The 12,903-nt window shown below is 39.7% G+C and carries 16 protein-coding genes; 10 read left to right on the forward strand and 6 right to left on the reverse strand.

Annotated elements, in window-relative coordinates:
- Positions 1-25: 25 nt before the first annotated feature.
- Positions 26-487 carry a YkyB family protein gene (locus tag MHI46_RS06830; RefSeq protein WP_008356877.1) on the reverse strand — a complete coding sequence of 154 codons (462 nt, stop codon included), beginning with the start codon at positions 485-487 and terminating at the stop codon, positions 26-28.
- A gap of 234 nt (positions 488-721) precedes the next feature.
- Between MHI46_RS06830 and MHI46_RS06835 the strand changes: the two genes are divergently transcribed.
- Positions 722-898, forward strand: a complete 177-nt coding sequence (locus tag MHI46_RS06835; RefSeq protein ID WP_180272404.1) for a hypothetical protein — start codon at positions 722-724, stop codon at positions 896-898.
- 92 nt (positions 899-990) lie between these two features.
- Here MHI46_RS06835 and MHI46_RS06840 read toward each other — a convergent pair whose 3' ends face one another.
- Positions 991-1,908, reverse strand: coding sequence for an AraC family transcriptional regulator (locus MHI46_RS06840; protein ID WP_064498384.1), 918 nt, complete (start codon positions 1,906-1,908; stop codon positions 991-993).
- A gap of 113 nt (positions 1,909-2,021) precedes the next feature.
- Between MHI46_RS06840 and MHI46_RS06845 the strand changes: the two genes are divergently transcribed.
- Positions 2,022-2,918 (forward strand): EamA family transporter, encoded by an 897-nt coding sequence (locus MHI46_RS06845; protein ID WP_064498385.1) that lies wholly within the window; start codon positions 2,022-2,024, stop codon positions 2,916-2,918.
- Positions 2,919-3,099: 181 nt separating this feature from the next.
- Here MHI46_RS06845 and MHI46_RS06850 read toward each other — a convergent pair whose 3' ends face one another.
- From MHI46_RS06850 to MHI46_RS06865, 4 genes are all read right to left on the reverse strand, one after another.
- Entirely contained in the window at positions 3,100-3,315 is a 216-nt protein-coding gene (locus MHI46_RS06850) for a hypothetical protein (protein ID WP_039178134.1), read from the reverse strand.
- A 196-nt stretch (positions 3,316-3,511) separates the two neighbouring features.
- Positions 3,512-4,789 (reverse strand): MFS transporter, encoded by a 1,278-nt coding sequence (locus MHI46_RS06855; RefSeq protein WP_260775889.1) that lies wholly within the window; start codon positions 4,787-4,789, stop codon positions 3,512-3,514.
- 73 nt (positions 4,790-4,862) lie between these two features.
- A complete protein-coding gene (locus MHI46_RS06860; RefSeq protein ID WP_260775890.1) occupies positions 4,863-5,360 on the reverse strand; it encodes a L,D-transpeptidase family protein in 498 nt (165 codons plus the stop codon).
- Between the two features lie 156 nt (positions 5,361-5,516).
- Entirely contained in the window at positions 5,517-6,374 is an 858-nt protein-coding gene (locus MHI46_RS06865; protein ID WP_059376973.1) for a metallophosphoesterase, read from the reverse strand.
- Between the two features lie 138 nt (positions 6,375-6,512).
- On the opposite strand from MHI46_RS06865, the gene fadH reads away from it, so the two are divergent.
- The 8 genes from fadH (at position 6,513) to MHI46_RS06905 (ending at position 12,880) form a co-directional block, all read left to right on the forward strand.
- Positions 6,513-7,277, forward strand: coding sequence for a 2,4-dienoyl-CoA reductase (gene fadH / locus MHI46_RS06870; RefSeq protein ID WP_039178144.1), 765 nt, complete (start codon positions 6,513-6,515; stop codon positions 7,275-7,277).
- 64 nt (positions 7,278-7,341) lie between these two features.
- Entirely contained in the window at positions 7,342-8,562 is a 1,221-nt protein-coding gene (locus tag MHI46_RS06875; RefSeq protein WP_024426863.1) for an EAL-associated domain-containing protein, read from the forward strand.
- Positions 8,563-8,985: 423 nt separating this feature from the next.
- On the forward strand, positions 8,986-9,882 hold the full coding sequence (locus MHI46_RS06880) for a manganese catalase family protein (RefSeq protein ID WP_024424718.1): 897 nt from the start codon (positions 8,986-8,988) through the stop codon (positions 9,880-9,882).
- A 184-nt stretch (positions 9,883-10,066) separates the two neighbouring features.
- Positions 10,067-10,309, forward strand: coding sequence for a DUF1797 family protein (locus MHI46_RS06885; RefSeq protein ID WP_003212254.1), 243 nt, complete (start codon positions 10,067-10,069; stop codon positions 10,307-10,309).
- 146 nt (positions 10,310-10,455) lie between these two features.
- Entirely contained in the window at positions 10,456-10,971 is a 516-nt protein-coding gene (locus tag MHI46_RS06890; RefSeq protein WP_039178147.1) for a ribonuclease H-like YkuK family protein, read from the forward strand.
- Positions 10,972-11,120: 149 nt separating this feature from the next.
- Positions 11,121-11,312, forward strand: a complete 192-nt coding sequence (gene abbA, locus MHI46_RS06895; RefSeq protein ID WP_003210802.1) for an antirepressor AbbA — start codon at positions 11,121-11,123, stop codon at positions 11,310-11,312.
- Positions 11,313-11,458: 146 nt separating this feature from the next.
- Complete coding sequence (gene cbpB, locus MHI46_RS06900; protein WP_039178150.1) at positions 11,459-11,902, forward strand: cyclic-di-AMP-binding protein CbpB; 444 nt, start codon at positions 11,459-11,461, stop codon at positions 11,900-11,902.
- Positions 11,903-11,998: 96 nt separating this feature from the next.
- Positions 11,999-12,880, forward strand: a complete 882-nt coding sequence (locus MHI46_RS06905) for a LysR family transcriptional regulator (protein WP_024424721.1) — start codon at positions 11,999-12,001, stop codon at positions 12,878-12,880.
- Positions 12,881-12,903: the final 23 nt, after the last annotated feature.

Below are 12,903 nucleotides of genomic sequence, written 5' to 3' on the forward strand. Positions count from 1 at the left end.
CTCGGTATGAGTGGTTTTTTTCTGTTTAAAAATAACTTTCCCCGAGTCGTTTGAAGACGGGCTTTGTGTAATGTGATTTTTGTTTTGTGGCGGCAGGTTTTTCTTTTAAACCGACATACGTTTGAAGTATTTGCTTTGCTCGGTTTAATGACATATTCGCTTTCGGATTGCGATATGATTGATTTAAATTTCCTAAGTGTGGCAAAAATTCGAAGTCTTCTTTCGTTGGTGGCAGGTGAAAATAATAATCTCCAATTTCAATCAGCACGTCGGACTGTTGTTGACTATACTTGGGATTGTTAGAGAAATGTAGGCCCACTTTTCTTCCTTTACCTTCTTGCAATAGTTTTTGCAGCGCGCGTTTTTTCAAAAGATAAAGAAACTTGGGGTTTGGTGCGGTTTTAGCATGGCGGTTAACAGTATAAATGGCTTTTGCGATGTTTTCTGCTGTAGGTTCTATGTCTTTAGTATGAGCATAATCGTCCATTTTTTCTCTCCTTTGTCTTTCGTCTTCCTGTGCTTAGTATAAATTATACGTTTTTATTAGTAAATTGCAAATAGAGATATTGTAAAAAGAAAACCTTTGGTATAAAGGGATTATGGAGGGTTAAAAATTTTGTGTGTTCGAATCCCCCAATCTCCCCCAAAAAAACTTCAACTGATTCTATTTCTGTTGATTATATAGTATGTATAGAAGCTATTAATGAAAGGAGGTAATATCATGACATTCAAAAAAGCATTCAATATAGGTTATCTTGTGTTGCTTTTATCTTTTGTTGTCGTATATTTCTTGCTTCCAGCCGATCAATTATTTACAGCAATTATGATCCTCACCGTACTATTCGGAGTATATCAATTTGTGATTTTTAAGAAACTAAAAGAACAAAAACAGCAATAAAAAACGCCCTTGTCTGCATTAGGCGAGGGCGATTGAAATGTAGCCATTCTCATCGTTTGTATTTACAAAAGCCATTTAAGACGCCTTCTGCATTATTTTTCTTCTATCCATTTTATCTGGAGAGAATCCAGCTGTTTTAATTTTCTATATGCTAAAGGTGTCGTATTTTTTATTCTTTTAAACAAATTGATAAAATAACTTGTGCTGTTAAAGCCTACTTGGTAGGCGATTTCTGTAATATTGAAATCCGTTTCTTGGAGCAGGACGAGGCTTTGCTGAATTCTATATTCATTTACATAATGCATGGGTGATTTCTTTAAAATGTCTTTGAAGGATCTGCAGCATTCTGAGCGACTTAACTGTCCTGCACGAGCAATATCTTCGAGAAGGATCTTTTCATAATAATGCTGGTGAATCCAATTCAGCATAAGTTTCATCCGTTCATTTTTATCGTGTTTACGCGCATCATGTTTCATTTGGAAGCCGTTTTGTAATAAGCATTTCCAAATGGTGATAAGCTGAATATTGAGTTCAAGTTCATAATATACCGGAGTTTCATCAATTAATTGTTGAATGATTTGAATGCATTGATAGATCTGCTTTGGCCAATGATCTTTTCGGTTGAATAAAATATAAGGTGTCTGGCTCGCACGCATATATGGATGGACAAATGTGGTGAATAATTCATTCGCTGTGATGAAATAGGGAGAGACATTTAAACAAACATAAGTACATGCCGTCCCATTCGCATCTTTTGCCATGTGCAGGCAGCCACTATTGATGAAAATGCCATCTCCTTGCTTTAAACATAATGTTTCTTCATTGATATGAAATTCAGCTTCACCCTCTAAAATAAAGACAAATTGAAACTCGTCATGCCAGTGAAGAGGGATATAGCCGCTTCTATGATGACGAATTTTTGTATGATAAATAGCAATAGGCCATGTTGTCGTAGAATGCTCCGTCAATTCTTTCAGGTTGTAGTCAATCAGAAAATGATGGTTGTGCATAATTCTCCTCAATATTCTTTTATTTTTATGTTCAATTGATATATCAATATGTAACAAAGTGAACTACTATCAACTATATTATCATGATTTGTTGAGAATTGAGGAGAATGAAAATGAATAGGAGAAAGGGAATTTTACTTGTACTCATAGGCGCTATCTGCTGGGGAGTAGGAGGAACAATTTCACAAAAATTGTTTCAGCAATATGGGATTGATGTCAATTGGCTTGTGACGGTTCGACTGCTCATTTCAGGGGGATTGCTTTTATTTGTTCATGTGATGACAAAAGAAAAAACACATTTGTTCGGTGTGTGGCAAAAGAAGAGGACAGCGATGCAAATCCTTCTATTTGGGCTAATGGGTATGCTGGCTGTTCAATATACTTATATGGCATCCATTCAACATGGAAATGCTGCTGTGGCAACGCTGCTGCAGTATACAGCCCCTGTCATGATTATCGTGTATTTGGTCATTCGCAGGCAATCAACCTTCACTAGAAGAGATTTGGTTACAGTGGTATTGGCTTTAGCGGGCATGTTTTTCTTATTGACGAATGGTTCTATTTCAACATTAACCGTTCCATTTGTGGCAGTGATTTGGGGAATACTATCGGCTGTGGCGCTCTCGTTTTATACGTTATATCCGATCAGCCTGTTAAAACAATTCGACTCTCTAGTGGTTGTCGGCTGGGCGATGCTTATAGGAGGAGGCGCCCTTAGCTTGATCCATCCTCCATGGAAGGTCAATCTCACTCATTTACCTTTTGAAGCGTATGTCTATTTATTGTTTGTGGTCATATTTGGAACGATGATCGCTTTTTGGTTTTACATAGAAAGTTTGCAATACTTATCACCAAAAGAGTCGAGCTTAATTGGAAGTGTTGAGCCCCTTGCAGCAGTCGTCACGACTGTTTTCTGGTTAAAAGAGCCATTCGGACTTTTCCAATGGATAGGGACAGCTTGTATTGTCTATATGATTTTATTCTTGGCATTGTATCAGCCGAAAAAATGAGCGGGATGGGTGATGAACAATAGAAGGAATGATAAGAAGAATTGACTGTATGAAATATAAACAAAGTGAACTATTAGTTCGTGATAACTACCTATTTATCAAAATGGGTAGTTTCTCAAATAATATTTTTTTATATATGCAGTCCACCATATGCGCGTATATGTGATGCATACAGGATAAATTATTTTGTATGAATAGAATAAGCGCAATAAAAACAACCATTAAAGTCAGTTTCATTCGTCATTTGTTTGGCTTCATCCATGGCGCTTTCACCATTCATGTGCAGGCCAATCAACGTACGGCTTGCAGCATCGCCTAAAAATGCACAATCTTCTGTATGTACAACAAACTGTCCCTGTTCATTTTTAGTATGAATAAAATAGTAACTTTTTAGCATTTCTTTCACCTCCAACCTGACTATCCTACTATAAAACGTTTAAAGATGTAAAGGAATTTAATTGTGAAAAACAAGAAAAAATGGATCAATAAAGCAAGCCTTCAAGCAGATTCTCTCAACAGAGGAAATGCATGAAGGACGTTTCATCCATGAAAAAAGGACTTTCCTGAAAAAGAAAGTCCTTTTTGTTATTTACTTATTGAACTCCCTGCCCTTTTAGTTCACGCTGCACGTCTAAGTCGTCAGCTTCTCTGCTAAACTTTGGCAGTGTAATGAAGTAAAAAAGGAAGACAAGTAAAATAATAAAGCCCATTCCGTAATAAATATAAGAAACATTTGTGATGAGTTTTGGAAATAATACCGCAATCACACCTAATGTCATCGATTGAGCAAACATAGTGAGCGGGTCAACCCATCCTGACACACGACCCATCAGTCGAGGATGGACGATTCTAGGCAGCCAGCCGCCAATGACAATGTTGACTGGGCCAATGCATGTACCAATGACAAATGACGTGACATAAAACAACCATAAGGTATGGGTAGAACCAAGGACAAAAATCAAAATACCTGCGACCAAAATTGGAATCGACATGAGATATTGCATCTTTACCTTTTTAGCGAGGACAGAGCCCATTAAGCTTCCAACGAGCAAGCCTGCACCGATCGCAATGGTAAAAAAGGATGTATGCAGTTCAAAATGGTCTGGTGAAAGTCCATATTTCATTGTAAACATCGGAAGAACGGCAAATGCACCATTGACTAGACCGAAAACAAAAAAGCCAAAAATTAAAGAAGCCAATAATTTATTTTTTAAAATATACAGGATGCCTTCTTTAAAATCTTTCAGAGACGTTTTGATGGTCATGCCTCTCCAGCCAGCTTGTCCATTTGGCTGACGCGCTTCAATTGGAATGTTACATGAACGAATCAGGATGCCTGAAATAATAAAGCTGACCAAATCAATTGTAATGGCACCGTGAAGTCCAATCGTCTTATACATAATGGCACCAAGTCCAACGCCAAATACCATAAATAAACTAAACAGCATTTGATTTAAGCCAGCGGCTTTTGCATATTGATCTTTATTTAAAATCGCCTGAACGAGAGAAGCTTCAGCTGGATAGAAGAACTTCGTAATGGCACTTCGAATAAACAAGATCAAGAAAATAAGTGGCAGTGAATTAAAATAAATAACGATGAATAATACAATCGTCAGCCCAGCTCGTATCCAATCACAGTTCTCTGCGACTTTTTTACGATCAAAACGGTCTGCGACCACACCGACCATAAAAAAGACAAAGACGGTAGGAAGAGAATACATAAGTTCAGCCAATGTGGCGTATGCGGGCTGATGACTAAAATGGTCGAGCAAATAAAAGGCAAACGCCATATTGCCTACTGTTGTCCCCATTTGCGAAGCAAGTGCCGCAAAAAAGAGACGAACAAAATTTCTGTTTTTAAAAATATCCATAAATACGCTCCTTAACCTGAAGATCCCACTTTATATCATATAAAATTTTAACCATTCGTACAATTGATTTCATCTACTGGCTAATGGTCACAGGTGTTCCGTTTGGAACGAGTGAAGCAAGCTCGATGACATTCTGATTATACATGCGAATGCATCCTCTAGAAACAGCTTTACCAATTGAAGACGGGTTATTCGTACCGTGAATGCCGTAATGAATTTTTGAGAGGCTCAGCCAATAAGCGCCAAAGGGACCTCCTGGGTTTGGCTGTCTGTTGACAATATAATAAGAACCTGTCGGTGTCATATTTAAAATTTTCCCTGTTGCAATCGGATACGAACGAATAAGCTGTGATCCAGAAAACAAAACGAGACGTTTCGTTGAAATCGAAACAAAGATGCGGTAAGGGATCGTATTAGGATCTGGCAAACCAGGTATGATGATGACCTCATTTTGTTCAGGCTCGCGAGCTTGAAGTGACGGATTTGCAGCCTTTAAGGCATCTGTTGTTGTTCGAAAATCAAGCGCTATAGAAGCAAGAGTTTCTCCTCTTTTCACCGTGTATAGCAGCACCAAAGTACACTCCTTTTACTCAAATAAAAGAAGCCATGATGCCGTCACTTAACATACTATATGGACGGAATCAGGCCCAGTAAGGTTTCTCCTAACATTTGTCATGAAAAAGAACTTTGATTATACATATGCAGGAGGGGGCGGTTTGGCTTCTATTTATACACGAGATGTAAAGGTAAAAAAGGTTAACTCTGGCTTGGCTAAAAACCGAAGCGGGAGACGTGTTGTCCCAAGTCCACGATTGACATAGATGCGGTGCTGATCGCTTTCGTATAAACCTTCTACATATGTACGGCCGTAAGGTGCTGTGAGAATCGGTCCATAGAAAGGCAGCTGCACTTGACCGCCATGCGTATGCCCGGAAAGCTGCAAGTTAATAGGTGTTGTTTTCAGCTCTAATGCTGCATCAGGCTCATGGACGAGCAGCAACGTAAATAAATCAGATGATACTTCCCGTTTGATCAAATCGTAATCAGGCACGCTCATCATAAGATCATCCAGTGCAGCAATCTGAATATGTGCATGATCTTTTTCTAATAGAAACACATCATTTTTACATAATGTAAATCCACAAGCCTCCATTGTTTTCTCATAAAGCTCCACGCCAAATGGTCCGTAGTCATGATTTCCGTAGATGGCTAGTTTACCGAACGGAGCATGAAGCTTATTCAAATAAGTCTTCGCTTTTTCATGCTCTTGGGTGGATGCTTGAAAATCAACGAGATCACCTGTGAACACAATGAGATCTGGAGATGCAGCATTGATTTTCTGAACGATGGCTTCTAGGTCCTTCGCAGGAAATGTATCACTCAAATGAACGTCACTAAATTGAGCTATTTTAAACTGGTCAAATGAAGCTGGAAGCTGAGCATCTTGAATCGTCAGTGACACGGTATCGATCATGCGCGGCTCAATGTACCTGGCATATCCATATCCACAACTTGTAGCCAAAAACCCGAGAATACTCGCACCAGCTGCTCCTTTTAAAAATTGTCTGCGGGAAAGCTGCTTCATATAAGACTCCTTTATAAATAAAATTAAGTATAGCATCATATTTGGATAATCTCCCATATGGTGCACCGAGGGTCAATCATGATATGATAGACAATAATGAATGAATAGTCATTCAAATCATACAAAGGGGGAGAACAAATGACGAAGCAAACAGTGATTGTGACAGGGGGATCAAGCGGTATGGGGAAGGCAATGGCTGCCCATTTGGCAGCTGAAGGCTGGAATGTTGTGATTACTGGTAGAACGGAAGAGACGCTGGAAAAGACGGCAAAAGAAATGAAGCAGAAGGGCGGAGCAGTCGCTTACTTCCAAATGGATGTGCGAAACCCAGAGGATGCTGACCAAATGGTCAAGTTTGCGGTGGATACATTTGGTGATGTCGATGCCCTCATTAACAACGCAGCAGGAAATTTTTTAGTGCCAGCAGAAAAGCTGTCTCCTAACGGCTGGAAAGCTGTGATTGATATTGTGTTAAATGGTACATTCTTTTGCAGCCATGCAGTGGGCAATTACTGGATTCGGCAAAAGAAAAGGGGAAGTATCCTTAACATGGTGGCTACCTATGCATGGGGTGCTGGTGTAGGCGTGGCGCATTCGGCGGCAGCAAAGGCCGGCGTGTTGTCCCTGACTCGAACGCTTGCTGTTGAATGGGGGAGGCAATATCGAATTCGCGTCAATGCCATCGCACCAGGCCCAATCGAGAGAACAGGCGGAGCAGATAAACTATGGGAATCAGAAGAAGCAGCGCAAAGAACATTAGATAGCGTTCCTCTTGGCAGACTGGGCACACCTGAGGAAATTGCAGCGCTTGCGAGCTTTTTATTATCGGAGCATGCGTCTTATATAAATGGAGATTGTATTACGATGGATGGGGGACAATGGCTCAACCAATCACCATTTTGATTGACGATGTAAGACCTGCTTTTGATGTGGTATAATCACACAAAGAGAGAAGCAGGTGATGAAAATGGTCGATCCATTGGATATTTTAACGAATATTGAAGATGTTTTCCCGCACTATCAAGCAATATTCAGTGCGGAAGAGCAAAAAGTGATAGGCTATGAGATTCTAGGAAGAATGAAGCTTGAGTCAGAAACGGTTAGCCTAGGCTCCTTCTTTACGGATTCATCTATTCCTGACGAATATAAATTGGAAGTAGATCACAAAGTACTGACTCAAGCACTTGATCTCTTCACAACAGCAGATGACGATTTGCTCATTTTTATTAATCATGATGCCAATATCCTCATGCTGGATCACGGGGAAAGCTTTTTAGAACTCTTAAAGGAATATGAAGCAAGGGGCATTCAGCTTAACCGGTTTGTTATTGAGTTTGCAGAGCATACGTTTAGCGGCGACATTGAACAGCTATACCATACGTTAACGTATTATCGTACATATGGGATTAAAATCGCCGTCTCAAATATAGGAAAAGAAAGCAGTAATCTGGACCGGATTGCCTTGCTTTCACCTGATTTATTAAAAATAGATTTACAGGCATTAAAGGCATCGGCTCCATCTCCTTCCTATGAATATGTCTTGTACAGCATTTCATTGCTTGCAAGAAAAATAGGAGCTGCTTTAATTTATGAGGACATTGAAGCAAATTTCCAGCTTCAGTATGCTTGGAGAAATGGCGGGAGATATTTTCAAGGGTTCTATCTTCATGAGCCTGCAGGAGAATTAATCGATCGAAGCCACCGAAAAGATCAGCTTAGAGAAGAATTCCAGCAATTTATTGCCCATGAGAAAAAGAAGCTGCAAGCTGTCTACGAACATTCTGAAACATTTTATAAACGAATTCATCAAGCTGTTACGACTTTAAAGAAATCGTGCAGCACAAATGATGAGCTCATTCAAAAACTGGCACTTGAACTAACAGATTGCAGCTTTCGGATTTATATGTGTAATGAAGAAGGCTTTCAAATCACTGGAAATGTGTTCAAAAAAGAAGAAGAATGGTTGTTTCAGCCGGAGTATATAGAAAAAAACTGGAGCTGGCGTCCTTATTTCCTAGCAAATATTCTTCAAATGAGAATTAGCGGAAAAGGATTTTTCAGCGATATTTATAGTGATTTAGAAACAGGTGAGAGGATACGTACGTTTTCTTATCCTTTAGAGGGAGATATGTATTTGTTTATAGACCTTCCATATGCCTATTTATATGAGCAAGATGGATTAATTTGAAGACGCGGCGTGAAGACTAATCCTCGCATTCTTTGTCAGTCCTGCGTGGCAGTGCTCATGAATGTACAATTCGCTCCGGTACTCGTCCTTCCTAGACTTCAAAGGTTTTCTATACACTGGAATGTAAATAAAAGGAATTTTAGCCTTTTGTCATCAATCTGAGCAGCCTCGTAGGCTGCTTTTTTTGATAGAAAAAAGAAAATTAAAAAATGGTTGACAATGAAACTGATAATCATTATCATTTAGTTATAGAGAGAAGCTACTCTCTGTTCCCCAACCCCTCTATCAGATCAAGATCCAAAAAACTTGGCGCTACCCCCGCCAAGTTTTTTTTGTGCTTCAATCTTTCCCTTCATGCATAGGACAGCCCAAACCCTCCATACATCTTAAGTGATGATAGTTAGACAGTAGGAGGGAAACATCATGATCAAACGTGACACGCGGCTGCTCATTGATTTGCCAAGACCAGATCACCCAGATGCAAATGGTGCCGCTGCTGTGCAAGAATTACTCGGCGGAAAATTCGGTGAAATGTCCACATTAAATAATTACATGTTTCAATCCTTTAACTTTAGAGGGAAACGAAAACTCAAACCGTTTTATGACCTCGTATCCAGTATTACAGCTGAAGAATTCGGTCATGTTGAGCTTGTGACCACAGCCATCAATCTCATGATTACCGGAACCACCCATGGCGGGGACCCAGATACGACGCCGATGAAGGCAGCTGTCGATAAACGAAATACACAGCATTTTATTCAAACAGCCCAAACAGGCTATCCGTTTGATTCAATGGCAAAACCTTGGACAGGAGAGAATGTGTTCTCAAGCGGCAACCTGATTCTTGACCTCCTTCATAATTTCTTCCTTGAATGCGGAGCACGTACGCACAAAATGCGTGTATATGAAATGACGGACCACCCTACAGCAAGAGAGATGATCGGTTATTTACTTGTCAGGGGCGGCGTGCATATTGTGGCATATGCAAAGGCACTAGAAGTCGCTACAGGAGTAGATGTAGGGAAGATGCTGCCAATCCCAAATCTTGATAACAAATACTTTGATTCAGCGAGAAAATTTGAAGATCAGAATGTTCATACAAAGCTGTATACATTTAGTGATACGGACTACAAGGATATCAATAAAATTTGGAAAGGCAGCCACCCGATTGATGGAAAGCCGCTCACAGTCATTGAAGGCACCCCGCAAGGTGCACCTGTGCCAGATTATAGAGAATTACCGGAAGAGTTTGCTCCAGGCATATCAAAAGAGGATTTTGATGAAATTGCGAAACGACTGATGAGATCTGCTGGTTTATAAAAATCATGGTGCATGAGATTAGAAAAAAGACTCAAACTAAAAAAACAGATTCTTTTTCTTTTTTTGAATTCAAGAGGAAAAATATCATCTGAGAACACTTTATGGTATGATGCTTTGTAGGACTTGTGTATAATCAATACGGGTTCATCTTGAGTTGTTTTTTTGAAAGGAGTCTTTTTTTAGAATGTCACAATTAATGGGTATCATTACAAGGCTGCAAAGTCTTCAAGAGACAGCAGAAGCTGCAAACGAGCCGGCACAGCGTTATTTCGAAGTGAACGGTGAGAAAATCTGTAGTGTTAAGTATTTCGAAAAGAATCAAACGTTTGAATTGACTGTTTTTCAACAAGGGGATAAGCCAAACACTTTCCCATTTGACAACATTGATATGATTTCGATTGAGATTTTTGAGCTTCTACAATCCTAAGCTGAATCGTATGAAATGTTTTTTCTGAGGATTCCTTCGTTTATTGCGGCAGCATACATGGATCATCATAGATGATATGTACAAATGGAAGATGATCAATCAGCGCATTTTTCGGATAAGAGACCATTAAAAAGGAGTTCCTTTCTGTGAGTGATTCTTTTTTCTACAATCTTTCTGAAGATCGTTTAGCGTTTTCTGATGTCGTCATGAGAATGAAAGACTTTATTCGAAAAGACCCTAGATCCGCCTATGTGTTATCAATTGGTACGGATTCTCAGGTCAATCAAAATGTCACAACATTTATGACTGCAATTCATCTCCACCGGATTGGCAAAGGAGCTTGGGGCTGCCTCACACAACAAGTGATTGAAAGACCCGTGCAAAGTCTTAGAGAAAAAATTTCATTAGAGACAGCGTTTAGCCAAAAGGTATGTGCAGACATCCTTGAGGGGCCTTTAACAGAACTGATGGATTTGCTTCTTCCGTTTGCTGAGGAAGGGGCAGACCTTCGTTTTGAAGCCCATCTGGATATTGGCAAAAAAGGAAGTACGAAAGAGCTGATCCAGGAAATGACCGGAATGATCACAGCTATGGGAATTGAAGCAAAAATAAAACCCGACTCATATGCAGCATTTTGCTATGCCAATCGATACACAAAATAAATTCCGTCATTTTTCTCCAAACCTTGTCGAAACGTGCGGTTGACGATTCGATTCTAGTTCCTTATTCTAGCTGTATAGAGAGGAAGCAGACATTCAAAAGCCTGCTAATCAATATAAAAGCATATATGAAACAGGGGGCCTGATGTTGAATGAGCGTCATCGAAAATCGTTTTAATGAAGAAGAGAAAAAGCTATTATTAAACGTATTGCTGAATCAGGAATATGCTGTCGAATTACTAAGCAGTGAGATCAATGATATAGAATGTGGAACAAAAAATGTCGACGACAATACGTATAAGCAATTGATCACATTGTATGACAGAGTAAGGTTTGAGAATTAATATTGCTTTAACATTCTATTAGATACTCGGGGGCTGAGTATCTTTTTTATGCAGAAAAAATCTTTCGACAAAATTCGTTTTAGTTTATGCTTAATCGTAATGGGGAATGTATGATTGATGATTGAGAGAAAAGGGGTCGAAGAAACATGATAGAGATAGAGCCGACTCAATTGCTTGAGTCCACAGTAGCCGAGCATATGATTGATGCAGATAAAGTCGCACATGTTCAAATTGGCAATAACCTTGAGCATGCCCTATTGGTCCTAACCAAAACAGGATATACAGCCATTCCGGTATTAGACGCTTCTTATCATTTACACGGGTTAATTGGAACGAATATGATTATGGATAAAATCTTCGGTTTAGAACGAATCGAATTTGAGAAGCTCGACCAGTTGAAGGTCGAAGAGGTTATGCTGAAAGATATTCCGAGACTCAAAACGACAGATCCTGTAATAAAAGGCGTTCACGCTGTGACGAATAATGGATTTGTTTGTGTAGTAAATGAGGAGCAAGTCTTTGAAGGCATTTTTACTCGACGAGTTGTATTAAAGCGCTTAAATGAGGTCATTCATTCCGCGAAAAAATGAGCTGCAGCCCAGCTTATTTTTTTTGCCTTCATAAGTTAAAATTTATATAATGAGCATATGGAATAAGAAAAACTTATAGAGAGAAAGGGGACGCCCATGCAGCTTCAGGAGTTACATATGCTTGTTGTGCTAAGTGAAGAATTGAATATGAGGAAGGCTTCGGAACGGCTCTTTGTCTCTCAGCCTGCATTATCTCAAAGATTGCAGACGATCGAAAAGGAATGGGGAACGAAAATCTTTTTTCGTTCACAAAAGGGGCTGACCGTGACTTCAGCAGGTGAACAGATTATCCAATTTGCAAAAGAAGTAACGGTTGAACAGGATCGAGTGAGAGAACGAATTGATGAACTTGAGGGTGACATTCACGGTACACTCAAGCTTGCGGTGGCGTCGATTATTGGACAGCACTGGCTGCCAAAGGTGTTAAAACGGTATGTCGAAAAATATCCAAATGCCAAGGTGTCACTCGTTACCGGCTGGAGCAGTGAAATGCTCAAAAGCTTGTATGAAGACCATGTGCACATAGGAATCATTCGCGGAAACCCTGATTGGAAGGGGACAAAGGAATACTTGATGACAGATCATTTATACTTAGTCGATTCCGTGATCAAGGACGTAGATGAATTAATCAAGACTGAGCGGCCATTTATCCAATTTAAAAGCGACAGCACGTATTATCAGGAAATCCAGCACTGGTGGCATCAAAAATTTAAAGTATCTCCAAAGCAGACGATTTTAGTAGACCAAATTGAAACATGTAAACAAATGGCCTACCACGGCATCGGTTACGCCATTTTGCCTTCTGTTACTCTATATGACCACGAAAAAAGTGTTTATAAAACACCGCTTGTTGATGTGAACGGAGAGCAAATCGGCCGTGACACATGGCTGCTAGGCTATGAAGCGTCTTTTCAGTTAAAACAGGTACAAGCATTTGTTGGTGTGGTTAAAGAAATGCTTGAAAATGATGCCGTGTAAGTACCTTCTTGGAATAGGGAGGT

It is taken from the genome of Bacillus sp. FSL K6-1000 (assembly GCF_038630785.1).
Lineage (GTDB): Bacteria > Bacillota > Bacilli > Bacillales > Bacillaceae > Bacillus > Bacillus safensis.